Origin of the sequence: Herminiimonas arsenitoxidans (genome assembly GCF_900130075.1) — a bacterium.
Taxonomy (GTDB): Bacteria; Pseudomonadota; Gammaproteobacteria; order Burkholderiales; family Burkholderiaceae_D; genus Oxalicibacterium; species Oxalicibacterium arsenitoxidans.
Window position 1 is genome coordinate 2,683,626 of sequence record NZ_LT671418.1, and the last position, 26,067, is coordinate 2,709,692.

The window sequence follows — 26,067 nt, forward strand, 5'->3', positions numbered from 1 at the left end:
GCAGCAATTGCATGTAAATGTGTGCTCGGAAATTTTTCAGGATGGGCGATTTCTGGCGCAATCACGAATTCGGTTTTTCCTATAAATGGTGCGGCTTGGCGGGCGATTTACATTATAAATTTTATGAATATCAGGCATTCATCGCAACGCAGCAGAAGGCCAAAAAAGTCGATTTTTTAAGGGTAATCACGTATTGCGGCTACGTATAAGTACGTATTGTTCGCCCAATGGTAACTACGTATCGTCACGAAATCTTAACGTTAGCTTCACCCTATGCTGAGATGGGCGACCAGCCTTTCTCATCTTCCCTAAGCTGCTCCGCACCGACATTTGCCAACCTATCTGGCAGTCGAAATGTTCCTCGCTCATAGGTGGAATGCACTGCGGCAAAGTTTAGGAAAGGCTGGGCCATCAGCTCAGAAAATGGTTTGTTTCACGAAAGTGAAAGTGAGAATTAGGTTAAGAAAACTGCTTTGGTGATTCGATAAGGATTGCGAAAGCAGAAGGCGGAACGGCACTACGACCGATTCATAAAATGACTGCCTTAAAAACAACATTCTGCGCGTGTCTTTGCAGCAGTATGCGAACACATAAATTTATCAATCGTTGTCTGTTTTGTAAAAAATACAAACAGTGGCGAACATGAGGAAGAAAAATGAAGGCATTTTTTAATTCAGGAGTATCCAAATGAGCGGCGGACCAGCATTAGCATTAGACAAACCAGTCTCCAACAAGCGTTGGTGGCAGTTGGTCGTCGGCGTCGTATGTATGATCGCAACTGCGAACATTCAGTACGCATGGACATTGTTCGTTCCAGAAATTCAACAAGAATTCGGCTGGAAACGTGCAGAGATTCAAATCACATTTACCATTTTCGTTCTGGTACAAACCTGGCTCGCACCAATTGAAGGTTACTTCATCGACAAATTAGGCCCACGCCTGATGGTCGCATTCGGTGCATTGTTCATCGGTTTTGCTTGGTACTTGAACTCGCAAGCTACCTCCCTGACCGGCTTCTACGTCGGCGCAGTGTTCGGTGGTATCGGCGTCGGTTCGATCTACGCAACCTGTATCAACAACGCGTTGAAATGGTTCCCGGACCGTCGTGGTCTGGCAGTTGGCTTGACCGCTGGTGGTTACGGTGCTGGTTCTGCAGCAACGATTCTGCCTATCGCAGCAATGATCGAATCGTCGGGTTTCCAAGAAACCTTCCTGTTCTTCGGTATCTTGCAAGGCGGCCTGGCATTTATCGCTGCATGGTTCCTGCGTTCGCCAGCTAAAGGTGAAGTCAGCGCATCGAGCAAATTGGCACAAGCAACTCGCGATTACACGTTGAAAGAAGCACTGAACACCAAACTGTTCTGGCTCATGTTCTTCATGTTCATCTGCGTAGTTACTGGCGGCATGATGGCTGTTGCTCAGCTCGGCGTTATCGCAAGTGATCTGGGTGTTAAAGAGTTCGAAGTCGATTTGCACTTCTTTGTCATGGCAGCATTGCCACTGGCACTGATGCTCGACCGCATCATGAACGGTATCTCCCGTCCATTGTTTGGCTGGATCTCAGACAACATCGGCCGTGAAAAAACCATGGTTATCGCGTTCACACTGGAAGGCTTCGGCATTATTGCTCTGGGCTACTTCGGTCACAACCCATGGGCGTTCTTGATCTTGTCCGGCGTCGTGTTCCTGGCATGGGGCGAAGTTTACTCCCTGTTCTCGGCTCTGGCTGGCGATGCATTCGGCACCAAGCACATCGGTAAGATCTACGGCGTGTTGTACACCGCTAAAGGTATCGGCGCTCTGTTCGTTCCAGTCGGTAACTTGATGATGGAAGCAACAGGCACATGGTCTACCGTTCTGTACACGGTTGCATGTATGGATATCACGGCAGCGATTCTCGCTATCGTGGCACTCCGACCAACACTGGCGAAACACGTTGCGCACTCGAAAGACTTGTTGGCGAAGGAGAACGCGGCAGCAGCTAGCGGCGGCGCTCCCTCACCAGCGCATGCGTAACTAGGTTTTTTCCCTAGTAGTAACAGACTCAACTTTCAAGGCTCCTTCGGGAGCCTATTTTTTTTCTAGCAAGAATGAAAGCCGTAACATGAAAGAGGAACAGCAGCCTGCTGTGATCAATGCCCTGCTTGAAGGTGCCGCTCGCGACAGGAAGGCGATGAGCGATGCCATTGTTGCGCTGAATCAGCGGATCGAAGAATTAAACGGCAACGCAAAACGCGCATTGACCAAAGAGCAAGAAGTCACCAAGGGCTACATGCGCTGGCTGCTTATCCCGGCAGTCGCCATGGCGATAGGGCTATGGTTATACGTGCCCAGCCCATTCTCGATACAAGATATGCGGGAAGAAAAAGCAAAGCTGACCAAAGATATCGCCAAACTTAGGCAGAGCGGTGCCAACGCCGACGTAATTACTTGTGAAGTGGAGCAGGAAATACGCTTCTGCGCCAAGATAGACAAGAGCGTGCGTGGTGATTGGGATGGCTATCAAGTCATCCAGAATAAATAAGTCAGTAATACAATGCGCATCAACTCAAGGGTTTGCGTTGCAGGATGTTCTCTTTATAGAAGGCGATAAAAGCCTCCGCCGGCAATGCTTTGGCAAACAACCATCCCTGACCAAAATCAACCTCGCGCGCCAGTAGATAGTCTGCTTGCGCTTGCGTCTCTATACCTTCCGCCACAATTTGCAGCTTCAGTGTCTTGGCCATATCGATGATGTGCGAGGTCACGCTGCTGGTCGCAGAATTGGTATCTATCGTATCGACAAACGATTTATCAATCTTCAAGGCATCCAGTGGGAAGCCCTGTAAATAAGACAGGCTGGAATAACCGGTGCCAAAGTCGTCTATCGCCACCGCGTGTCCCATCTTGCGCGCCTGATCGATAGTCGCACGGGCCGCATCAATATCCATAAAGCCGCGCTCGGTTGCTTCCAGCCAGATTTGCTGCGTTTGGATGTCGGTCTTGGATAGCGCATGTTGCATCACATCCAGAACGCGCCCGGTTCTAATATCCTGCGCGCTGATATTAATAGCGATGTGCAAATCGCGATCTGCCACCAATACTGCTTGCATGTCGTGGATCACGTCATCGATGACCTGGTCTGTAATCGGCAAAATCACGCCACTTTCTTCCGCCAATGGAATGAATAAGTCCGGCCGCGTCATCTGGCCATCCGGCCGTTGCCAGCGCACCAGCGCTTCCGCACCTATGCAAAGACCAGTCTTGAGTTCCATGATCGGTTGGTAATGCACGATGAACTCGCGTTTCTCCACCGCGATCTTCAATTCACCCAGTGGCGACAAACGCCTGCGTGAAAACCAGACCACCAAGCCAACGATAAAGGCCGCCATTAAAACGCCCAGCGGCAGCAACACCTTGATCTCGTTCTGCAAGCTTTCGGCGATATTGCCGTCAGGCTCGATCACAACCGCCATCAGATCGGCGTCGGGCAATACGGTAGAGAAGTAATCGTTGTTCTGCTTCTTCGTTTGCAGCAGGGCGTGGACTTGCGCGGGATCGGGATCGTGCAGCGTGCCTAATATTTTTCCATCTGCCGTTGTGATCGCCAGCTGTATCTCGGGATCGAGAATGATGTCGGCAAAACGCACAGGATCGATCAGCACCTTATACGCTTTGTACGACAGCCCAACCATGCCCTTGCCACCGTTGATCGCGGGGATCACGTTCAGGCTAACCTCGATACCATCTTGGGTAGTGAAGTCGGCAGCAGTCTGCGGCACGATGTTCTTTACGATTCCGCCAGAAGTGCACTTCAAAAAGCCATTCTCGAAATAGCCCAGGTCTTCAATGCTGCGGGTATTGACGGCGATGATGCGCATTTGCCGTATGTGTTCTTCCGAGCAGGGCGCGGCAGTCAGATAGTCGGCCGCATGCAAAGCCTGGCTGGCATCACTAAAGGAAATGCGGGCGCGCTCAAGTCCGCGTTGTGCAAAGGAGAGCAGGCGTTCCTGTTCAAGATCGGAGGCGCGCACCCAGGATAGATAAAGTGTTGCAGAGATAGGGAGCAGAACGCCGATCACCGCCAGCAGCGTCGCAATGACTATGACCTTTGCACGATTCAATGCGTCTCCTTGTTCGATCTGATGGATGCGTCAAGTGATTGTCGGTACTGATCATACGTCTTCCTTATTGCCGGAATGACGTGTTGGATAGAAAACATTACGCCGGTTTTCGTGGTTTAGGCTGATTTTATTACGGCGTCCGGTATTTTATTTTTCAGCCTATTCATTTTTGTCTGTAGTCCGGCGTCGTTCTTTTGGTCTCTTGCTTGACGAGTCACCTAAAGAAAAACACATTCGCGCCATCCATGGGCAAGCAAGAGTTTGTATTGAAGGCTGGGCTTATTGGTTAAAATGGATTCATACCAACACGGGAGATGACTGCATGTCGCATGTACCGCTTGGCCTGATTTCCATCGTCATCCTCCTCTTGCATGCGGCCGGCATACTCGCTGCCGCACATGCCTTGATGCATACGCGTACGCCGCAGGGCGCAGTCGCCTGGGTCTTTGGCTTGATACTGCTGCCGTACTTCACCTTGCTGCCTTATCTCTTCCTCGGCAGTAAACATTTCTCCGGCTACGCCGAACTGCATCAATCAAGACAGGCGCGCAAGCGCACCTTGACCGATGCGAACTGTCAGGCATTGAGCAGACAGCATCCGCCGCATCCGGATGCACAACGTTACGCTGCGATTAGCGCCATGCTCGGCGTCCCTTTCCTGAGCGGTCATCACTTGCGTTTGTTGATCAACGGCGCGACTACCTTTGACGCGATCTTTGCTGCCATCGCTGCGGCAGAACACTATGTGTTGGTGCAATTCTTTGTCATACACGACGATGAGCTGGGTCGCCGATTGCAGGCTGCGCTGCTTGAACGTGCCGCGGCAGGTGCGCGCGTTTATCTGTTGTACGACGGTGTTGGCAGTCACGCGCTGCCCAACAGCTACGCCGCCATCTTGCGTGCCGGTGGCGTGCAAGTACATCCATTCGCAACACGACGCTGGAAGAATCGTTTGCAACTCAACTTCCGCAATCATCGCAAGGTCGTCGTCGTCGATGGTTGGCGCGGCTTTGTTGGCGGCTTGAACGTCGGCGATGAATATCTCGGCAAGAAGCCGCCGCTGTCACCATGGCGCGATACGCACATGGAGTTGCAAGGCCCGGCAGTCGCCGATCTGCAAATGGCGTTTGATGAGAACTGGCACTGGATCACTGGCGAACAACTGCAGCTGTTGGCACCACGCGTCACCGATGGCCCGGCTACCAGCCTGATTGCTGCGACCGGCCCGGCCGATGAGCAAGAGACTTGTTCACTGTTCTTCGTGCAACTGATACACGCCGCTCGTGAGCGCATCTGGCTGAGCACACCTTATCTAGTGCCGGACTCCGCCTTGAACGCCGCATTGCAACTGGCCGTGTTCCGTGGTGTCGATGTTCGCATCCTGATTCCATCGCGTCCCGATCACCGTACTGTGTATATGGCGTCCACCTTGTACGCCCATGAATCGGTGCGCGCCGGGATACGCGTATTCCGCTATCAGCCCGGCTTTGTCCATCAAAAGGTCATGCTGATCGATGATGACACTGCCGTAGTCGGCAGCATGAATCTGGATAATCGTTCACTGCGCCTCAACTTCGAGATCAGCGCGCTTAACGTCGATGAGGCTTTTGCGGGAGAGGTGGAGGCGATGCTGCGCAAGGATTTTGAGCAAGCTGTCGAGATCGGCGGCAATGACTACGCGCACTTGCCTTATCTATATAGAGTGGCCATACACGTGGCGCGCTTGTTCAGTCCGGTGTTGTAGCTGGGCGATTTGATCGAACGGCCGCCATGTTTCGGCGGCACGTTACGATCATTCATATTGCTGTATCTACGCCGTGACTTACATCAACTTGATGACACCACAGCCCAGGCGTTTGCCTGAGTTGCCAGTTGGCTGTGTTTTGTAATCGTCAGGATCAGCGTGCACGATCAGACCTTTGCCAATAATGCTGGACGCGGCATCATTGCTGATTGCGCTGGCCGGGATGCTAAGTTGCAGTTGAGCATTGCCGCTGGCATCGGCTGTAATGTTGCCCAGATCGCCGACATGATGCGCGCCATGCATAGGATCGCCATGCGGCTTGCCCGTCGGGTTGAAGTGACCGCCGGCGCTCATCCCATCGGGCGCGCTGCAATCCCCTTTTTCATGAATATGGAAGCCGTGCGGGCCAGGCGGCAAGCCGGTCAGCCGCGCATCCACCAATAACTGATCGCCTTTTTTGATAAAGGACACAGTGCCTTGCGCCTTGTTGCCCTGCGTGGGAGCCATGTTGGCGACAGCGATAGGGTCTGAACCTGACATTGATGCACAACCGGCAACGACGACGATGCTCAATAGTGCGAGAGACAGTTTTTGCATGACGAACTCCTGTGTGAGTTGGCAAGGATGGCATCCGTCGTGATAACGATTGCCGAAGTTTCTTTATACAGGGTTTGATGGCTTTTTTTTGTTGCTTATCGAACATTTGTAATTCACGCAGTTCCTTTTGCGTTAAGTCGAGACTATATATTCTGTCGCATCTATATATGGCGTATGTTGTTGCTGGCATGGACACTTATGGTTTTTTGTTGAAAATTTAGTAATCAAGATAAGTTGATAGGTGGTGCTATCTATACTTTGTCACCATTTAAGATAGGCCTGAGGGATAATTTCTTTCCGTTAGAAAAATCGGCATAATACATTGCCTCTTAAGCAACTAAAAGTAACAACAGAAAGATTCAATGTTCGAGCAAGCTTTCAAAAATATCGACGATATCCTGCATAAAGATGCAGGTTGTACCAGCGAGCTGGACTACACCGAGCAAAGCTCGTGGTTGTTGTTCCTCAAATATCTGGAAGCGCTGGAAACCGAGAAGTCGCAGATCGCCGAGCTTGATGACAAAAAGTACAAATACATTCTCGAGGAACCGTATCGCTGGCAAGTCTGGGCTGCGCCGCGCACGGCAGATGGCAAGCTCGATCACAACAACGCAATCACCGGCCCCGATCTGCTGGACTTCGTCAACAGCAAGCTCTTCCCGTATTTGCAAGGCTTCAAGCAAAAAGCCACCGGCCCCGATACCATCGAATACAAGATCGGTGAAATTTTCAGCGAGATTAAAAACCGTATTCAAAGCGGCTATAACCTGCGTGAAGTGATCGAACATGTGGAAGAACTCAAGTTCCGTTCACAAACCGAGAAGCACGAACTCTCGCACCTGTACGAAGCCAAAATCAAGAATATGGGCAACGCCGGGCGCAATGGTGGCGAGTACTACACACCGCGTCCGTTGATCCGCGCGATGATCACGGTGGTAGATCCGCGCATAGGCGAGACGGTCTACGACGGAGCAGTGGGGTCGGCTGGCTTCTTGTGTGAAGCCTTCGATTACATGAGCATGCAGACGAAAAAGGCCGCAGACCTCAAGACGCTGCAGGAAAAGACTTTCTACGGCAAGGAAAAGAAAAGCCTCGCCTACGTCATCGCGATCATGAATATGATCCTGCACGGCATCGAAGCGCCCAATATCATCCATACCAACACGCTGGGCGAGAACATCAACGACATCCAGCCCAAGGATCAGAAGGACGTGGTGCTGGCCAATCCTCCATTCGGTGGCAAGGAGCGCAAGGAAGTACAGCAGAACTTTGCTATCAAGACCGGCGAAACCGCCTTTCTGTTCCTGCAGCACTTCATCCGCATGCTTAAGCCTGGCGGACGTGGCGCGATCGTCATCAAGAATACTTTTCTATCGAACAGTGATAACGCTAGCGTCAGCCTGCGCAAGTTGCTGCTGGAGAGTTGTAATCTGCATACCGTGCTTGATATGCCGAGCGGTACCTTTCAGGGTGCAGGTGTTAAAACCGTAGTGCTGTTCTTTGAGAAAGGCGCGCCTACGCGCAAGGTCTGGTACTACCAATTCGACGCTGGTCGCAACATGGGCAAGACGAATCCGTTGAATGACGATGATCTGCAAGAGTTTGTCGCTTTGCAAAAAACTTTTGCTAATTCAGCCAAGAGTTGGAGCGTGGATGTTGCAATGATCAATGCAACTAACTTTGATTTGTCGGTAAAAAATCCTGATGGCGGTGAAGCGATAGTGCAGCGTAGTCCGCAAGAGATCATGGATGAGATTGCAGTGCTGGATGCGGAGAGTGCGGACGTGCTGGCGAAGATACGGGAGTTGCTGTGAAAACGGGATGGAAGGCACAATTACTCGGCAGTCTCTTTCAGATTGGTTCAAGCAAACGTGTGTTGAAGTCGCAATGGACGACAGAAGGAGTGCCCTTTTACCGTGGACGAGAAGTCACGCGGATGTCTATTGATGGATTCGTAGACAATGAACTCTTTATTGCTGAAGATCATTATGCCGAACTCGCACGCCAGTATGGCATACCTCAGGATGGTGACATTATCATCACCGCTATCGGGACAATTGGTAATTCGTACATTGTTCAGACAGGAGATCGTTTCTATTTCAAAGATGCGAGCGTTCTTTGGATGAAAAAGACTTGCGATGTTAGTAGTCAGTTCATTAATTACTGGTTGAAGTCACCAGTGTTTTACGACCAACTTGATCGCGGAAACGGAGCGACTGTAGATACGCTGACGATTCAAAAACTTCAAAATGTTCAGGTGCTCACTCCGCCGCTCGCAGAACAACAACGCATCGTCACCACCCTCGACGAAGCCTTTGAATCCATCGCGACCGCTCGTGTCAACGCTGAGCAAAACCTGCAAAACGCCCGAGCTCTTTTTGAAAGTTATTTGCAATCAATTTTCACGCATCGCGGTGAAGGATGGGAGGATGCAAAGATCGGTCAACACATTCGGTTTATTGACTACCGTGGCAAGACGCCGACGAAAATGAACCAAGGTCTTCGTCTCATTACGGCAAAAAACGTAAAGATGGGGTATGTCCAGCAAGAACCAATGGAATTTGTTGCCCCCGAGTCTTACGCCCCATGGATGACGCGCGGCATTCCACGTCGAGGCGATATTCTATTCACTACAGAAGCTCCTTTAGCAAACGTGGCCCAATTAGATACCGATGAAAAAGTCGTTTTCGCGCAACGAATAATTATCATGCAGCCAGACGCGTCCAAGCTTGACAGCACCTTCCTAAAGTACTTGCTTCTCTCTCAACCTATTCAGCAACGTATTCGAGCAAAAGGGACTGGTGCAACAGTCCAAGGAATCAAAGCTAGTCTTCTGAGGCTGATTGATATTTCTTTCCCCACATCTCTGCCTAGTCAGCGAAAGATTGTTGAGATGCTCGACTCCCTTAACAGAGAAACCCAACGCCTGGAATCCATCTATCAACAAAAACTCGCCGCTCTGGATGAACTCAAGAAATCCTTATTGCATCAAGCATTCTCTGGCGAGTTGACCAAGCATTTCAATACCGCAGTCGTAATTCCTTTTCCTAAAGCGAAAAACGACATGGCGCATATCGAATTGCACGCAGGCCTGCTCGCAATTGCCTATCAACGCCATCAAGAAGCTGGAAGCGCAAAGTTTTTCCATCACGTGAAATCTGAAAAAATTGTGCATATGGCGGAGGCGTATCTAGGCATTGACCTAGGTCGTACTCCAATCAAGGATGCTGCCGGCCCTAGCGATAAGCAGCATAGACTTGATGCTGAGAATTGGGCATATGAGAGTGGATTTTTCTCTTTCAAGCAAGTTGACGGCGGCGCTTACGATTTCAAAAAATTACCGAAATTTGACGCGCTTGTCGCGCAGACAAAGCAAATGTTAGGCGATCGATGCGCCGACCTTGATCGATTGCTGCAATTGATGTTGACAATGGATATGCGTACTTCTGAGTTATTAGCGACGGTCTATGCTGCCTGGAATAATTTGCTCTTGCTGCAGAAGTCGGTTGATGATGAAGGTATTGTTCTAGAGGCGAGAGAAAACTGGCATCCCGATAAAAAGAAGATTCCGCGCAGTGAATTCTTTGACATGATCGCCTGGATCAAGCAAAAAAATATAATTCCTCTAGGTAGAGGAAAATTTGTTGGCCTGAAAAACAGTCCAGGTAACCTCCTTGACGTTTTAGATAACTGATATCGAGAACGTTGCAGTACCAAGTTTTGCGTTTGGTTTCATATTTAATAATTAAAATTAAGAATTTCAAACTATGAACGAAGCCGAAACTCGCGCTGAATATATTGATCCTGCTCTAAAGGCTGCCGGTTGGGGTGTGGTCGAAGGTAGTCGGGTGCGACGCGAACACATCACGCCGGGTCGTATCGAAGGCGGTGGTAAACGCAGCAAGCCGGAGATTGCCGATTATGTACTCGAATATCGCAATCGCAAACTGGCGGTGATCGAAGCCAAGGCTTGGGGCAAACCGCATACCGAAGGCGTGGCGCAGGCCAAGACTTACGCACACAAGCTGGCGGTGCGCTTTACCTATTCCGCTAACGGGCAGGTGATCTATGGCATCGACATGGTGAGTGGCAAGGAAGGCGATGTGCTCGCTTATCCGAGTCCGGATGAACTGTGGCAAATGACCTTTGCGGTTGAGAATGCATGGCGCGACCGTTTTGCTGTTGTGCCTTTCGAGGACAAAAGCGGAACTTGGGGCGCTCGTTATTATCAGGACAACGCCATCAATGCCGTGTTGGAGGCAATCGCAGCCAAGCAGCAACGGGTTCTACTGACATTGGCAACTGGTACCGGTAAAACTTTTATCGCGTTTCAACTGGCCTGGAAATTATTTCAGAGTCGCTGGAGCTTGAAGGCGCGGGAAGTAGACGATGCGCAAGTTGAGTTGGAACCTACGGTGTATCGCCGTCCGCGCATTCTGTTTTTGGCTGACCGTAATATTCTCGCGGATCAAGCTTATAACTCGTTCTCCGCTTTTGCGGAGGATGCGCTGGTGCGCATCGATCCTGCCGATATACGCAAGAAGGGGCGTGTTCCCAAGAACGGCAGTATCTTCTTCACGATCTTTCAGACATTCATGAGCGGGCCTAAAGTAGATGGTGTGGCCACGCCATATTTTGGCGACTATCCGCCAGACTTCTTTGATTTCATCATCATCGATGAATGTCATCGTGGAGGTGCAAATGATGAAGGCAACTGGCGTGGCATTCTGGATTACTTTGCGCCGGCAGTACAGCTTGGATTGACGGCAACGCCAAAACGCCGCGATAACGTCGATACCTATGCTTACTTCGGTGAACCGGTCTATGTGTATTCACTGAAAGAAGGAATCAACGATGGTTTTCTGACTCCGTTCAAGGTCAAGCAAATCGCGACCACGCTGGATGAGTATGTGTATACATCGGATGATGAGTTAATTGAAGGTGACGTCGAGGTCGGTCGGCGTTATGAAGAGAAAGATTTCAATCGCATCATCGAAATCAAGCAACGCGAAGCGTATCGCGTGAAGTTATTCATGCGGATGATTGATCAGCGTGAAAAGACAATTGTTTTTTGCGCGACGCAGTTGCATGCGTTGGCAGTGCGCGATCTGATCAATCAAATCAAGACCGCTAGCGATCCGTTTTATTGTGTGCGTGTGACGGCAGAGGATGGTGCGTTGGGTGAGCAATCGCTACGCGATTTTCAGGATAATGAAAAAACCATTCCTACTATTTTGACTACGTCACAAAAGTTATCGACTGGTGTTGATGCACGCAATGTGCGCAATATCGTATTGATGCGGCCTATAAATTCGATGATTGAATTCAAACAAATCATAGGCCGTGGTACACGCCTGTATGACGGTAAGGATTTTTTCACGATCTACGATTTCGTCAAAGCGCATCATCATTTCAGCGATCCAGAATGGGATGGTGAACCAGTTGGTAACACAACGGAGTCGACAAATTCCTCCACTACGGTAGTTATTGCTGATGATAGAGCAGATCAAGAGCGTGAATCCTACGAAACGCGTAAGAAAATTCGCATCAAGTTACGAGATGGTAAGGAACGCAGCATTCAGCACATGATGGCAACTAGTTTCTGGAGTGCCGATGGCACACCCATGTCAGCAGCACAGTTTTTGGAAAGCCTGTTTGGTACGTTGCCTGATTTTTTCAAGAATGAAGATGAATTGCGTGCAATCTGGAGCTTGCCGGAAACACGTAAGGCATTGTTAATGGGTTTGGCCGACAAAGGTTTTGGCAAAGACATGATGGCCGAGATGCAAAAGGCCGTCGATGCAGAAAAAAGCGATCTCTTCGATGTATTGGCCTATGTCGCATTTGCCTTACCAACATTGACGCGCGAAGAACGTGCTGCCAATGCGCAAATAGCGATCCATGCCAATTTTAACGATAAGCAGCAGAGCTTTCTTGATTTTGTGCTGGCGCAGTATGTGCAACAGGGTGGTGATGAACTTGATCAGGAGAAGCTATCCCCATTGATCAAGTTGAAATACAACGCGATTGCCGATGGCATGGATGCATTAGGTGGACCGGCACAGGTACGCGATGTTTTTGTCGGGTTTCAGAAATATTTGTATCAGCAGGCTTGAGCGAATCTCCCAATTATTAATAATCAACAGAAGAAATAATGAAAAAACTTTTTCCCCTCGCATCGGTATCTTTGGTTTTATTGCTCTCGGCTTGCCTTGTTCCTGAAAAATTTTCTGCAAAAATTGATGTTCAGCCAGATGCTAGTTATATCTTTAACTATTCCGGCACGGTCATCAATGCACTCGCGGCTGCGCAAATAAAGAAGGCAGGTGCATTGAGTGAAAAAGACCAGGCCAGCCTTGCAAAAGAAGTGGGTGCTTTTTCGAAAAATGCCGATGTAAAACGCGCGGTGTACAAAGGCGATGGTCGTTACGAGCTAGAAATTGAAAGCAAGAAAAAACCAGGCGAATCCTTGCGCATGCTTGATATTTTTAGCGTCAGTACCGATAAGAGTGGGGTGATGACTTTGGCGTCTGCTGAAATTAACGACAAGACGAAACGTGAGCTGGCCGAGTTGGATATTAAGATCGGCGGCACATTAGAAATCAGCCTCCCTAAAAATGCAGAAGTCCTTTCCCATAACGCAACGTCTTCGCCTAAATTATTTGGCCTGTTTGGTACTTATTCTTGGAAGATTGGGAGTGCAGATCAACGGCCGATGATGAAAATTAAATTTAAGCAATAAAGTCCTCAGTAAGTAAGCTAGTTAGAAAAAGCTCGCGTATAAGGCGGGCTTTTTTATTACTTGGGCCAGCAAGAGAGTAAACTGCGCTCATCTTTCGCATTTCCGCGATACGAACATTCTTGTGAGTAACTATGTCTGAAGCATCCTTCCCCCTATTTGCCGACCTTAATCTGAGCGAGCCTATCCTGCGCGTGCTGCAGGAATTGGGTTATGAGTCGCCGTCGCCGATTCAGGCAGCCACGATCCCGCTGCTGATGAATAACCGCGATGTGCTTGGGCAAGCGCAGACCGGTACCGGTAAAACAGCGGCTTTCGCTTTGCCTATTCTGGCGCGTATTGATATCAAACAGACCACGCCGCAGGCTTTGGTGCTGGCGCCTACGCGTGAACTAGCGATCCAGGTGGCGGAGGCTTTTCAGCGTTATGCGACGTATATTCCCGGTTTTCATGTGTTGCCGATTTATGGCGGCCAGAGCTATGGCTCACAGTTGAGCGCATTGCGCCGTGGCGTGCATGTGGTTGTCGGTACGCCAGGTCGCGTGATCGATCATCTGGAAAAAGGCTCGCTTGATCTGTCCAAGATCAAGACGATGGTGCTGGATGAAGCCGATGAGATGCTGCGCATGGGCTTTATCGATGATGTGGAAACGATTCTGCAAAAAACACCGGAATCGCGTCAGACCGCATTGTTCTCCGCGACCATGCCTTCTGCCATCAAGCGTATCGCCACGACTTACTTGCGCGATCCTGACTTGATTACTGTCGCTGCCAAAACCGGCACTGCCGACAATATCCGTCAACGTTACTGGCTGGTCAGTGGCATGCAGAAGCTGGAAGCGCTCACGCGTATTCTGGAAGCGGAAACCTTCGACGGCATGATCATCTTCGCGCGTACCAAACTGGGCACCGAAGAATTGGCGAGCAAATTGCAGGCGCGCGGTTTCTCCGCTGCGGCAATTAATGGCGACATTCAGCAACAACAACGCGAGCGCACGATCCAGCAACTGAAGGATGGCAAGATCGACATTCTGGTGGCGACCGACGTTGCTGCGCGCGGTCTGGACGTTGAGCGCATCAGCCACGTTATTAACTACGACGTACCGCACGATCCGGAAAGCTATACCCACCGCATCGGTCGTACCGGCCGTGCTGGCCGTAGCGGCGAAGCGATTTTGTTCATTGCTCCGCGTGAACGCAATCTGTTGAAGGCGATCGAGCGCGCTACGCGTCAGCCTATCTCCGTGCTGGAATTGCCTAGCGTGGAAGCGGTCAACGATGTGCGTATCTCCAAGTTCAAGGAGCAGATTGCAGAAACCATCGCTGCCGGTGGTTTGGATGTATTCCACTCGCTGATCGAGGATTACGAGCGTGAACACAATGTGCCTGCAGTGGAAATCGCTGCGGCATTGGCCAAAATGGCGCGCGGTGATGTGCCGCTGCTGATCGATAAAAACAAACCAGCGCCACGTGAATCGTGGGGCAGCGACAAGCCGGTATCCGGCGGTCGCTTTGAACGCTCAGAACGTTTTGAGCGCAATGATAGACCAGAGCGTTCGGAAAGATTTGAGCGTCCTGAACGTAGCGAACGCTCGGCTGCGCCACGCAAGGAACGCGTTCCACGTGCGCCGGATGAAGGCATGCAAACCTTCCGTATCGAAGTCGGTCATGCGCACGGCGTCAAGCCGGGCAACATCGTCGGCGCGATTGCGAATGAAGCCAACCTCGATTCCAAATACATCGGCCGCATCGAAATCTACGACGATTACAGCACGCTCGATTTGCCTGAGAGTCTGTCGCCGGAACAATTCAATCACCTCAAAGCAGTGTGGGTGGCTGGACAGCAATTGAATATCAGCCGCGATGGCGAAGCTGCATCATCCGCGCCAGCACCAAAGGCTGCACCGCGGAAAGAAGCCTCGTTCGACAAGCCTGTGCGTAAAGAAAAAGACTTTTCTGAAAGCAAAGAACGTCCGGCACGTGCTGAACGACCAGCGCCGACAGCTGCAGCTCCGAAAGAACATTTTGAAAGCGACGAGCCAGCGGTGAAAGAGCCGGGCGCGCAAAAGAAAGAACGTACTGCACAGAAAAAAGCAGGCGCGGTTGAGATGGAAGCTTTCCGTATCGAGGTTGGCCATACGCACGGCATCAAGCCAGCCAACATCGTTGGTGCCATCGCGAATGAGGCGGGACTGGAAGCCAAATATATCGGACGCATCGAGATTTTCGATAATTACAGCTTGCTGGATTTGCCTGCCGGCATGCCGACAGAAGTATTCGATCAACTGAAAACGGTCGCGATAGGTCAGCACAAATTGCGCATCAGCCATTCCGGCGTGCGTCCAACGGAAGAGCCATCTCTCGACAAGCGCGTCACTCTGGCTGCGCCGAACAAAGGCGGCGACCGACGCGTAGCGGAAAAAGCGCGCAATACCAAAGCGCCTTCGAAAAGAACAGCTGGCGCGCCTAGCCGTCCTTTTGATCCGACCAAGCCTAAGGTGAAGTTGAATCGCAAGTGATGATCTGAGTAATTACATCTAATCGCTTGCGTTTGATCGCAGGTACACAGAGTTAAAAAGAGGGCGATTTATTTCGCCCTCTTTTTTTTGTCCTTGTCATTTGGGTTGAGTGTACGCGCTGGTCTGTTGCTGATTTGATGCAATCCGCTGGCTCATACTCCAAAAGTGCCACCGCGCTCAAACCTGCGCTATTATTGGCAATCGGCAACCGCCTGCGAGGTAATGATGAACACCTTACTTTTCGGTTTGTTTTGTATCGTCCTGCCACTCTGGCTGTTCGCGGGTTTGTATCTCGGCGTGGAAATCGCCGACGACCTGAAGAAGCGCTATCTCAAGAAGATAAAGTGAGCGCTCTCTGCCGATAGTTGGCGCTCACATCAGCGGAGCAATTCCGCGTGATGGCAACTCCTTCCTTGCATCCTTGATAACGTCCGGATGTCTTCCCCGCAGTGATGATGCTTATTGAGTCAGTGTCGCGCGCGCCTGTTTCTATCTCTATCGATTTGTTTCATCACCGTGGCATGCATAGTTCGCAGGTGCGGCAGGCATAGTCTGTATAGTGCGTGATCGACTCAAGGCATACATGAAAAAAATCACCGTCACTTTATTACTGAGTATTTCTTCTGCGTTCGCACATGCTGACGCCAACATGGATAGGCAATCGTATTGCGCCAGCTACGGTGCCATGTTCACATCCATCGCCGCATGGCGCGATCAAGGTGCAAAGCCTGAACATACGCTCGACATGATCATCGGCGTCAAAGGGATACCGCTACAGGCGAAGAAGGATGCAATACAGACGGTTTATTTTGACAAGGCTTTGGCAAATTCCAGAGGCAAGGAATTCGGCCATCAAGTGCGCTTGAGTTGCCTGGCCGAGAAGTGAGTTGAAGAGATGCTGCGACGATGCGTGCTCTGGCTGATCGTCGCAGATAAAAGCGTGAGCGCTCTATCCGATATAGGATAAAACAGCGAAGTCTCCGCCATTGAATTGAAATTCCCCCACCTCGCGCATACCCATGCGTGCATGTGCGCGTATCGATGCTTCGTTATCGCGTCGTATAAAGAGTATGCCTTCGCGCCCCGATTCCAGACGGCGCAATTCTGCAAACATGGCTTGCGCCAAGCCCTTGCCGCGCTCATTTGCATCTACGCAGATTGGGCCATATACATAAGCATTCGTTGAACCTTTGTATGCAGCGAACATCGCTTTGACTATCGCCAGATCGGCATTCATCTCGCGTGTGGTCGTCATCAGGAATCCAACTACTTTCTCATTGCGGCGCGCAACGATTAGCGGCATATCCTCCATCATCGCCGCCACGCGTGGGCGTGGCAGATTGGCCGACAAGGTGCCGCCTTGATCTACCTGATTGGCAGCTTGCAGTTTGAGGATGCCGTCTAGATCAGCTTCGCTGGCCTTGCTGATGGTGCCGAGGTTTTCAGTCATAGAGTTAGTCTCCGACAAGAGGCAGTCTGTTCATGTTTTTGCAAGCGTAGTCTATGCGCTACTCATGTTGCAAGCGCTTGCGATGTGTTTTTATTTGTGTCGGAATCAGCGCTTAAACAAAAGGGTTACGTTCGCACGTAACCCTTTCTTGAGTCTGAGCGCGACGGATTAACAGTCAGTCGCTCGAATAAACATCTGCTTAAGCGTTGGATCGCTCTTCATTTGGAAAAGCAATGGCCGCAACGATGATCAACACACACAGCGCACCCAAGGCCTGCAACATCAGCGTGAAGCCGCCGCGCTCATGCAGCATTGCAACCAGTCCGACCGAGGCACCCGCTGCGGTAAATCCTAGGAAGTAACGTACCGAGTAAGCGCGCGAGCGCCATTCGTCGCTGGTGTACTTGCCTATCATTGCGTCGTTGACGGTGATTTGTCCAAAGATGCCGATGATGATGCCGATGCAGACCAAAACCAGCGGGATGCCGGACAAGGATGCGCCGAGGAAAAGCAGTGGTGCAAGTACCACGGCCAGTGGCAGGAACAAGGTTTTGAGCGAATGCTTGTCGAGTAAGTGTCCGATCGCATATTGTGCAAATGCGCCGAACACATAGGTGCCCGCAGCGATGAGGCCGATCAGCGCGGTATTGCTCGTCAGGTCAGCCAAGCGTTCTGTGAACAGTTTAGGCAATGCCACCGTGAGCGCATTGAACGTGGTGGAGCTGGCAATGATGGTGATGATGAGTGCGACGATCACGCGCCACATCGCATCTTTCGATACGCGTGCCGTGGTGGTGCTGGCCGCCTTGCGACTGCCGCGTGCTTCGTGTTTGACCTTGCTCATGAAGAAGATGCCAGCCATTACTGCAGCGAGACCCGGCAACACAAACGCCCAGCGCCAGCCTATGTATTGGCAGACCACGCCGGTGATGAGTGCAGACGTCGCAACACCGAGATTGCCCCACACACCATTGATGCCGACTTCGCGACCGAGCTTGTCGGCATGCGCAACCAGCATTGCGGTGCCGACCGGATGGTAGATCGCAGCGAACAGGCCGACGGCGAGCAAGGCGATGCTCAATTGTTGCGGCGACTGCGTCAAACCGACAGCCATCATCGCCAGACCGATACCGATAAAAAAGATCACCATCATGTGCCGCCGACTCCAGCGGTCGCCCAGCCATCCAGTCAATAGCGAGCCAGCGCCGAAAGCGATAAAACCGGGCGTCGCATACGGCAGCAAGTCGGCGTAAGACATGCCGAAGACAGGTGCCATGACGATGACCGCTGCGGCGAAGACCAGCATCGCGTAGTGATCGATGAAGTGGGCGATGTTCATGTAGAGAATGACGGTGCGGGGATTATTCATTTGCCTAACCTTTCTAAAATAGCCTAGCTAGGTTAATCTGACTGTTCATCGACGGGGCGACAACTAACATCGCTTACACGCCAATTCTTAGTCGTATTTTTGGGTTTGAGAGGAAGAAATGATCGTTGGAGCCACCGCTTACGCACGCGGCACGCATTTGGGATTGCACGTACATCGCGAGGCGCAATTGCTGTTTGCATCCAGCGGCATCATGCAGGTGACGACGCCCAAAGGTCGCTGGCTGGTGCCGCCTGCGCGCGCAGTCTGGTTGCCGCCGGGGATAGAACACGCGGTCGATGTGCTGGCTGATATTCAGATGCGTGCCTTGCTGGTGCCTGCGGATTGGTTGGCAACACATCCCGAAGCGCCACGATTGCAGCGCGAATTCGTCGTCGCAGTCGGCCCCTTGTTGCGCGAGACGATACTCGCCGCATTCAAGCAAGGTTCACATCCCAAGCGCATCGATCTATTGGTGGAGCTAGCCTTGTTCGAACTCGCCGAGGATGAAGATGCTGCGACCTTCATGCCTTTGCCGACTGATCCGCGCGCACGGCGCGTGGCTGAAATGATCCTGGCCGATCCAGCCAACGACCGCGAACTGGAAATCCTCGCGCACACTGCCGGCGCATCAGCACGCACGATCACGCGCTTGTTTCCAGCGGAAACCAATTTGACGTTCAAGGAGTGGCGACAACGCGCGCGCATCATGTCTGCAGTCGAAGCTTTGGGTCGCGGTGGTTTGTCGATCAAGCAGATATCGGCACAACTGGGATTCAGCAGCGTCGCGGCTTTTGGTCATGCGTTTCGGCAGATCATGGGGATGACACCGAGCGAGATGGTGCGGAGATCGGGAGCCAAGGATTAAGTGCTGGTGAAAAAATGGCACCGAAGCTGAGTGCCATCGGTGCCATTGAATGAAATTTCGTAGTTTATGCAGACATCAAGGACACATGCGCCGCCACGATGCGCCAGCCTTGCGGCAGACGCAGCCATGTATGACTTTGACGGCCGATACGTGTTTCGCCTTTGCGGGTGAACTCGGTATTGGCGGTGGCGTAGTCGCGACCGTAAGTCGTGATGACGGTGTTGACCAGATCGCGCTCCAGTCCCTTGGATGGACGCGCAAGGCGGAATGCCTGGATCGCGTCGTAGCCCAGCAGATTTTCTCCGACACCGTAGCGTAGCGTGTGCGGACTGTTCCAGAACAACTCATCGAGTACGGCGACATCATTGCCGGTGAGTGCTGCTTCATAACGCATGAATGCAGCAGTCACTTCGGCAACGACTTCCGGCAAATTGATTTCGTGTTCCATCTTGCTTGTCCCTTTTTATATTCGTTAGTGTCCGCCAAGATAAGCCTTGGCCAATCCATCATTGCTGGCGATTTCCGCTGCTGTTCCTTGCGCCGCAACACGTCCGCCTTCGATCACATACGCGCGGTCGGCCAGCGCCAGGGCCAGAGCTGCCATTTGATCCACCAGCAATATCGTCATGTTCTCGGCACGTAGTCTATCCAATGCAGCAAACAATTCGGCGATTATCTTGGGTGCCAGACCAAGCGATGGTTCATCCAGCAGCAAAATCCGTGGCCGTGACATCAGACCGCGCGCCACTGCCAGCATCTGTTGCTCGCCACCGGAGAGCAGGCCGGCACGTTGATGCAAGCGTTCGCGCAAACGTGGGAAACGCGTCAGCATTTCTTCGACGCGCGTGTTCATGTCTTGCGGATACAAGAAAGCGCCCAGTCGAATGTTATCCAATACCGACAAATCTTTAAACACTTGTCGTCCTTCCGGCACCAGCACCAAACCTTTGGCGACGATGGCGTCTGCCGACAATTTGCTTAATTCGCTACCTTCAAAATGGATGCCGCCGCTGACTGGTCTATGCAAACCGGCGAGTGCGCGCATCAAGGTTGATTTGCCGGCACCGTTGGCACCCAGTAGCGCCACCATCTCACCGCGTTTGACCTGGATGTTGATGCCTTGCAGTACAGGTTCTGCGCCGTAGCCGGTTACCAGATCGCCGACGCCGAGTACTTCTTCTCCCGTAACGACTCTATGTACGCGTTTGGAAATATCGCTGCTATCCATATTGGCGTCGCCCAGATAAGCCTGACGCACAGCAGGATCGTTCTGGATATCGGTCGGTGTGCCTACTGCCAATCGTTTGCCTGCATCCAGCACTACGATTTGGTCACAGATATCCATTACTAAAGTCATATCGTGTTCGACCACGACAACACTGATGCCTGCGGCGGCTATGCGTCGCAACAGCGCGGCCAGTTGTACTTTGTCTTCGGTCGAGAGACCGGCGGCCGGTTCATCCAGTAAAAGAACATCCGGGTCGGTAGCGAGTGCGCGTGCGATTTCTACCAAGCGTCTATCGACATGCGCGAGATCTGCCGCAGGTGTATCGGTTGCGCCGAAGTAGCCGCAGTAAGCCAGCAACTGTTGACTCAAGTTGCGCACGCTAGATGTGTTGAAGCGTGTCGTGTCGAGCAAGTGTCCCAGCTTGCCGCGACTCATCGCGAGCGCTACATTGTCCTCGACGCTGAGGGTGCCGAATAATTCTGAAGTTTGATACGTACGCGCAATCCCTGTTCTGGCAATCGCATAAGCATTTTTGCCTTGCAAGGCTGCGCCATCCAGACTGAAGCCGCCCTTGGTCGGTTGATAGAAACCACTGAGCATATTCAGCGCAGTGGTTTTACCCGCGCCGTTCGGACCGATCAAGCCGGTAATGGCAGCCGGTTTGACTTCAAAGCTCAGATCGGTGACTGCACGCACGCCGCCGAACACCATGCTGAGTGCATCGGTACGCAGTGTGCGACGTGGACGCGAGGTGAGTGCCATGTCCGCTGCATTTGCATGGCTGGCAGAAGTTTGTTTTTGCGTGCGACGTGGTTTGCCGAGTTGACGCAATGCACCGACGACGCCATCCGGCGCGACCCACAGAACCAGCAGCAACAATGTGCCGAAGAACAGCAAACGATATTCTGCCAAGCCTGACAACAACTCAGGCAGCAAGCCGACGATCAGCGCGCCGACCAGTGGTCCGGCAACGGAACCAGCACCGCCGACGACCACGATCAATACGAACAAGATCGATTGCATGAAGCCGAAACTATCTGGTGTGACGAATGCAGATAAAGGTGCAAACAATCCGCCAGCCAATCCTGCCAGCATCGCCGAGACGACAAACGCAGCCGTCTTGATCGTGAGTGGATTGAGGCCTATCGATTCGGCGGCGGTTTCGCTATCCTTCACTGCGCGCATGGCTGCGCCCCAGGTGCCGTTCGCAAGACGAGAAAATGCAATGAAGAGAACCGCGGCCGTGATCAGTGCAAGTAATGCGATCCCTGTTTCACCAGCGACGAGGCCGCCAAAGCTGGGTGCTGCGATGCCCATGATGCCGTTCTGTCCGCCGGTCAGTCCGCGCATTTCCACTATGCCGTGCTGCACGATGAAGCTGAACGCGATGGTGATCATCGCTAAGTACGGACCTTTGACACGCAATGCAGGCAAGGCAAGCAACAAGCCGAAGACGCCGGATATCAGCGCAGCGACTGGCCATGCGAGCCAGAAACTCCAACCCATGCTGGTCGTCAATATGGCGACCGCATAAGCACCGATGGCATAGAAGCCGACATGGCCGAACGAGACTTGTCCGGTGAGGCCGAGCAAGACGTTCAAGCCGATACCGACTATTGCCGTGAGTGCGATGCTGGCCAGCACGAAGACATAGTAGCCATTCAGTCCAAGAGCAAGACCGCAGGCCGCGGCAAGAAATACAAGTGTGAGCGCGAGCTGCGATGGAAAAGAAAATTGCTTCATACTTTTTTAACCTCGTTTTGCCCAAACAGGCCGTTGGGCCGCACAGCCAGTACGACGATGACCAGCGCGAATGTAATGATCTGGGTATAACCGGAACCTAGCGACGATGTCACCAGCGCTTCGACGATGCCGAACAACAGACCGGCCAGCATGACGCCCCATGCACTCGTAATGCCGCCGAGGATGGCAACGGCAAATGCCTTCAAACCGAAGAGCGTGCCCATATCGGCATTCACGTTAAATAGTGGTGCGATCAAGATGCCGGCAACGCCAGCGAGTAGAGCGGAGAGTGCAAACGCGGCAGCGATGGTGCGCTTGATCGGTATGCCCATCAGTTGTGCCGCCTGACGATTCTGTACCACCGCGAGCATCGCAATACCCCAACGCGTGCGGCGCGAGATCGTGTGCAGCAATGCCGCCAAGGCCAGTCCCAAAACAGGAATCAGCAATTGCAGCGGATAGACGCCCAGACCAATGCCACCGATTTCTATCGGTGTCATGGCCAGGTCGGAAGGCAAGCTGCGTGGTTCTTTGCCAAATGTATGCATCACCAGATTATCGAGAACGATGCCGAGCGCGACGGTGGACATTAGCCAGGCATTGGAGCCGCGACTGGCAAACGGACGTACCGCCAGCAACTCCACCAGCAAGCCATAAGCTGCACACAAGGCCAGTGCAAACACGATGGACAGCCACATCGGCAAGCCCAGTGTTTGCGTAAAACAAAAGCACAGTACTGCGCCCAGCATCATCGAACTGCCTTGCGCAAAATTGACTGTGCCGGACACGGCGTATGTGATGTAGAAGCCCAATGCGAGCAAGCCGTACATGCTTCCCAAACCGATACCGCTAATCAGTGCTGATAACAACATTTGTCATTCTCCGAGTCGTGCCATCTGCAAAGCTGGCAGGCATCAAGTGATGCACTGCCGCTACTTTGAGGATGTATTTATTTCGCCAGACCGACAGGCAGGATGCGGTTGTCGATGAATTGCGCCCACACATAATCGTTCTCGCTGAGCGCGTCATGATTGGTCGGGCTGTATGGCTTGGTGTAGGTTTTGATCAAGCCTTCGTAACGGTCGATGCTCTCGAGTCCTTCACGAATGGCTTCTCTATCGCTGGAACCTTTTTTTGTGATCGCCAGCGCCACCAGTTGCATGCCGTCATACGCATTTGCTACGCCGACAGCCGGTGTTATGTCGTCCGGGCCTTTGACGTTGGGATATTTTGCTTTCAGCGCATTGATGACTTTTTCACCAACCGGCGATTGCTTGCCGAAGAAGCTATAGGTTTGTACGAAGTGCACGTTCTTTGCATTCGGACCTGCCAGTTCGGTGAAGCGTCCGCCAGCCGGACCCCAGTGCGAAACGACCGGGACTTTCCAGTCCATGCGATCCAGCGATTTGACGACTTGTGCGGATGGTCCGACGTTGCCAACCATATAGAGCGTGTCGGCACCGGCTGCTTTCAGGCGATTGAGTTGCGGTACGACATCGATGTCACTGCCTTCGAATTTTTCAATACCGACTGGCTTGGTACCTTTTTCAGCGAGTGCTGCGACCAAGCCTTTTTCATTCGATTCGCCCCAAGGATTGTTGATCAGGATCAGACCGGCCTTGCTGGATTTGAAGGTTTTTTGCGCATATTGCACCATCGCTTTGTCGACAATCTCATCGACTGCGGATACGCGGAATACGTAATTCGGGCTTGCGCCATTCTTGGTAATGCCAGTGCCAGCAGCCCATGGACCCATGAACGGTACTTTTTCCTGATTCACCAGCGGCACCATCGCCATCGATACCGGCGTGTCCAGTCCACCGAAGATCACGGAGACTTTTTCCTTGTAGATTAGTTCGCGTGCAGCGATCACGCCTTTGGCTGGATTGCCTTCGTCATCGCGACGTACCAGCTCTATCTTGCGTCCTCCCAACAGACCGCCTTTGGCATTGATCTCATCAATAGCCACGCTGAGCCCGCGTGCAATTGCTTCGCCTGCTTGAGCCGATTGTCCTGACAAAGCGGTGACCAGACCGATCTTGATTGGGTCGGCGGCGAATGCGGTCGGTATGAAAGCGCTGCATGCAACGAGCGTGCAGGCGGCGGCGAAAGTGCGGCGGGTAAATCTAATCATGATGGTTCCTCTCGGTGAGATTAAGGAAATGGAATGCCCGGCACGACTTATGCAAGGTGTGTGCCATCGCAACAAAATGATGTTCATTTCATTGGCAATTTATTGACTGTATTGCCGACAATTTGCAGAAAAAGCGATTTGGTCTGTTTAAACAGCGCACAAGAACTGTGCGAACACTGGAGAAAATGATGCAGCACGCACCACTAGGCAGCACGCAAGTACAAGCCACCGAGGCAGCAGCAGTTGTAGATGAATATCTGCGCTTGCTGATGATTCCAAATCCCGAAGCCGCGCGTCGTTTGACGGCGGCTGATTTGGTCATTCGTTTTACCGGCGGACGATTGATGCAGGAGCCGGCAGAATGCGCGCGCTTCAATGCTGCGCGTTATAGCTGGGTCAAGAAACGTATCGAGAGTACGGAAGTCGTTGTCGGTGGCACGCCGCAGCACACGATTGTTTACAGCTACGGGACTTTGTATGGCGCGTGGCCGGACGGCAGCACATTTGAAGGTAATCGTTATGTGGACCGCTATGTAGTGCGCGATGGCTTGATCGTACAAATGGATGTCTGGAACGACAGCGCGGAATGGTTGCTGGTGCGCGCAGGTTTGGCGGTGCTATGACGACGCGCGATTCCACCATCATGAATGCGTTTGCGCCATTAAATACGCACCAGCGCTTTCCCTATTCGGCAATTACGCAGCGACCACAGTACCGCTGGCCGAACGGTGCAGGTCTGGCTGTCTATATAGGTTTCAACATCGAACACTTTGCTTTCGGCGAAGGCATGGGCGCAAAACTAGGCCCGGCTTGCCCGGAACCGGATGTATTGAATTACGCCTGGCGCGAATACGGCAATCGCGTCGGCGCATGGCGCTGTCTGGAGTTGTTCGATGCGCTTGGCTTGCCAGCCGGTGTGTTGGCGAATACCGCTCTGTATGATCACTGCCCGGAATTGATCGCTGCTTTTGTCGCGCGGGGCGATGAACTGATAGGACATGGACATACGAATGCGCGGCAGCAGGGCACGTTCCCCGAACAGGAAGAACGCTTGCTGCTGGAACATTGTCGCGAGCGCATGCTGGCTGAAAGCGGTAGCGCACCAGGCGGCTGGTTATCACCGTGGATTTCAGAGAGTCTGGTCACGCCGGATCTGCTGGCAGAAGCCGGTTATCGCTACACCTTGAACTGGTGTCACGACGATCAACCGATACGGATGAATACACGTAGCGGCAAGTCGCTGTGGTCGCTGCCGTATCCGCAAGAGGTGAATGACATCCCGATGATCATTGCGCGACAAATGGACGGCAAGGATTTTGCGCAACTGATCGTCGACAACTTCGATGAAATGCTGGAGCAATCCAAGCAGCAGCCTTTAGTCATGGGCATCGCGCTGCATCCTTATCTGATTGGTCAGCCATATCGTTTGCGCCATTTGCGCGCTGCACTGACGCATCTCACACGCGCTCGTGACCAAGTCTGGTTTACCACGCCGGGCGCGATCTGCGACTACGTCGATACCCTGGACGTACTCAAAACCAACGAACAACTTATTCAACATATATAGACGGAGCAT

The 26,067-nt window shown here is 52.2% G+C and carries 21 protein-coding genes; 13 read left to right on the forward strand and 8 right to left on the reverse strand.

Annotated elements, in window-relative coordinates:
- Positions 1 to 687: 687 nt before the first annotated feature.
- Together oxlT and BQ6873_RS12650 are read left to right on the forward strand one after the other, a co-directional pair.
- Positions 688 to 2,016 carry an oxalate/formate MFS antiporter gene (gene oxlT / locus BQ6873_RS12645; RefSeq protein WP_076592961.1) on the forward strand — a complete coding sequence of 443 codons (1,329 nt, stop codon included), beginning with the start codon at positions 688 to 690 and terminating at the stop codon, positions 2,014 to 2,016.
- 88 nt (positions 2,017 to 2,104) lie between these two features.
- The gene (locus tag BQ6873_RS12650) at positions 2,105 to 2,524 is read left to right on the forward strand and encodes a hypothetical protein (RefSeq protein ID WP_076592962.1); all 420 of its coding nucleotides are present in this window, start codon (positions 2,105 to 2,107) and stop codon (positions 2,522 to 2,524) included.
- Between the two features lie 19 nt (positions 2,525 to 2,543).
- Here the strand turns inward: BQ6873_RS12650 and BQ6873_RS12655 are convergent, their stop codons facing one another.
- Positions 2,544 to 4,103 (reverse strand): EAL domain-containing protein, encoded by a 1,560-nt coding sequence (locus BQ6873_RS12655; RefSeq protein ID WP_076592963.1) that lies wholly within the window; start codon positions 4,101 to 4,103, stop codon positions 2,544 to 2,546.
- A gap of 322 nt (positions 4,104 to 4,425) precedes the next feature.
- Here BQ6873_RS12655 and cls point away from each other — a divergent pair, with 322 nt between their 5' ends.
- Positions 4,426 to 5,847 (forward strand): cardiolipin synthase, encoded by a 1,422-nt coding sequence (cls, locus tag BQ6873_RS12660; RefSeq protein ID WP_076592964.1) that lies wholly within the window; start codon positions 4,426 to 4,428, stop codon positions 5,845 to 5,847.
- Positions 5,848 to 5,925: 78 nt separating this feature from the next.
- Here the strand turns inward: cls and BQ6873_RS12665 are convergent, their stop codons facing one another.
- The gene (locus BQ6873_RS12665; protein WP_076592965.1) at positions 5,926 to 6,444 is read right to left on the reverse strand and encodes a superoxide dismutase family protein; all 519 of its coding nucleotides are present in this window, start codon (positions 6,442 to 6,444) and stop codon (positions 5,926 to 5,928) included.
- A 362-nt stretch (positions 6,445 to 6,806) separates the two neighbouring features.
- Between BQ6873_RS12665 and BQ6873_RS12670 the strand changes: the two genes are divergently transcribed.
- The 7 genes from BQ6873_RS12670 to BQ6873_RS12695 all read left to right on the forward strand — a co-directional run bounded on the left by BQ6873_RS12670 (position 6,807) and on the right by BQ6873_RS12695 (position 16,588).
- Positions 6,807 to 8,258: a class I SAM-dependent DNA methyltransferase gene (locus BQ6873_RS12670; protein WP_076592966.1), complete on the forward strand. Its 1,452-nt coding sequence runs from the start codon at positions 6,807 to 6,809 to the stop codon at positions 8,256 to 8,258.
- Complete coding sequence (locus BQ6873_RS12675) at positions 8,255 to 10,138, forward strand: restriction endonuclease subunit S (RefSeq protein ID WP_076592967.1); 1,884 nt, start codon at positions 8,255 to 8,257, stop codon at positions 10,136 to 10,138. The genes BQ6873_RS12670 and BQ6873_RS12675 overlap by 4 nt, the downstream gene beginning before the upstream one ends.
- A 73-nt stretch (positions 10,139 to 10,211) precedes the next feature.
- Positions 10,212 to 12,560, forward strand: coding sequence for an EcoAI/FtnUII family type I restriction enzme subunit R (gene hsdR, locus BQ6873_RS12680; protein WP_076592968.1), 2,349 nt, complete (start codon positions 10,212 to 10,214; stop codon positions 12,558 to 12,560).
- Between the two features lie 38 nt (positions 12,561 to 12,598).
- Complete coding sequence (locus BQ6873_RS12685; protein WP_076592969.1) at positions 12,599 to 13,186, forward strand: hypothetical protein; 588 nt, start codon at positions 12,599 to 12,601, stop codon at positions 13,184 to 13,186.
- Positions 13,187 to 13,317: 131 nt separating this feature from the next.
- Positions 13,318 to 15,702 (forward strand): DEAD/DEAH box helicase, encoded by a 2,385-nt coding sequence (locus tag BQ6873_RS12690; protein ID WP_076592970.1) that lies wholly within the window; start codon positions 13,318 to 13,320, stop codon positions 15,700 to 15,702.
- A 225-nt stretch (positions 15,703 to 15,927) separates the two neighbouring features.
- Positions 15,928 to 16,050: a hypothetical protein gene (locus BQ6873_RS18360; protein ID WP_269457243.1), complete on the forward strand. Its 123-nt coding sequence runs from the start codon at positions 15,928 to 15,930 to the stop codon at positions 16,048 to 16,050.
- Positions 16,051 to 16,285: 235 nt separating this feature from the next.
- A complete protein-coding gene (locus BQ6873_RS12695; protein WP_076592971.1) occupies positions 16,286 to 16,588 on the forward strand; it encodes a hypothetical protein in 303 nt (100 codons plus the stop codon).
- A gap of 63 nt (positions 16,589 to 16,651) precedes the next feature.
- On the opposite strand, the gene BQ6873_RS12700 is transcribed toward BQ6873_RS12695, so the two are convergent.
- Positions 16,652 to 17,152 (reverse strand): GNAT family N-acetyltransferase, encoded by a 501-nt coding sequence (locus BQ6873_RS12700; RefSeq protein ID WP_173830600.1) that lies wholly within the window; start codon positions 17,150 to 17,152, stop codon positions 16,652 to 16,654.
- A gap of 199 nt (positions 17,153 to 17,351) precedes the next feature.
- The gene (locus BQ6873_RS12705) at positions 17,352 to 18,521 is read right to left on the reverse strand and encodes an MFS transporter (RefSeq protein WP_076592972.1); all 1,170 of its coding nucleotides are present in this window, start codon (positions 18,519 to 18,521) and stop codon (positions 17,352 to 17,354) included.
- Positions 18,522 to 18,639: 118 nt separating this feature from the next.
- On the opposite strand from BQ6873_RS12705, the gene BQ6873_RS12710 reads away from it, so the two are divergent.
- A complete protein-coding gene (locus BQ6873_RS12710; RefSeq protein ID WP_076592973.1) occupies positions 18,640 to 19,386 on the forward strand; it encodes an AraC family transcriptional regulator in 747 nt (248 codons plus the stop codon).
- Positions 19,387 to 19,450: 64 nt separating this feature from the next.
- Here the strand turns inward: BQ6873_RS12710 and hpxZ are convergent, their stop codons facing one another.
- The 4 genes from hpxZ to BQ6873_RS12730 form a co-directional block, all read right to left on the reverse strand.
- The gene (hpxZ, locus tag BQ6873_RS12715; RefSeq protein WP_076592974.1) at positions 19,451 to 19,834 is read right to left on the reverse strand and encodes an oxalurate catabolism protein HpxZ; all 384 of its coding nucleotides are present in this window, start codon (positions 19,832 to 19,834) and stop codon (positions 19,451 to 19,453) included.
- A 24-nt stretch (positions 19,835 to 19,858) separates the two neighbouring features.
- A complete protein-coding gene (locus BQ6873_RS12720; protein ID WP_076592975.1) occupies positions 19,859 to 22,357 on the reverse strand; it encodes a branched-chain amino acid ABC transporter ATP-binding protein/permease in 2,499 nt (832 codons plus the stop codon).
- Positions 22,354 to 23,229, reverse strand: coding sequence for a branched-chain amino acid ABC transporter permease (locus BQ6873_RS12725; RefSeq protein ID WP_076592976.1), 876 nt, complete (start codon positions 23,227 to 23,229; stop codon positions 22,354 to 22,356). The genes BQ6873_RS12720 and BQ6873_RS12725 overlap by 4 nt, the downstream gene beginning before the upstream one ends.
- Before the next feature lie 77 nt (positions 23,230 to 23,306).
- Complete coding sequence (locus BQ6873_RS12730) at positions 23,307 to 24,491, reverse strand: ABC transporter substrate-binding protein (protein WP_076592977.1); 1,185 nt, start codon at positions 24,489 to 24,491, stop codon at positions 23,307 to 23,309.
- A 188-nt stretch (positions 24,492 to 24,679) separates the two neighbouring features.
- On the opposite strand from BQ6873_RS12730, the gene BQ6873_RS12735 reads away from it, so the two are divergent.
- Both BQ6873_RS12735 and BQ6873_RS12740 read left to right on the forward strand, forming a co-directional pair.
- Positions 24,680 to 25,114: a nuclear transport factor 2-like protein gene (locus BQ6873_RS12735; RefSeq protein WP_076592978.1), complete on the forward strand. Its 435-nt coding sequence runs from the start codon at positions 24,680 to 24,682 to the stop codon at positions 25,112 to 25,114.
- Positions 25,111 to 26,058 (forward strand): polysaccharide deacetylase family protein, encoded by a 948-nt coding sequence (locus tag BQ6873_RS12740; RefSeq protein ID WP_231949332.1) that lies wholly within the window; start codon positions 25,111 to 25,113, stop codon positions 26,056 to 26,058. Before BQ6873_RS12735 ends, BQ6873_RS12740 begins: the two co-directional genes overlap by 4 nt.
- The last annotated feature ends 9 nt before the right edge of the window (positions 26,059 to 26,067 follow it).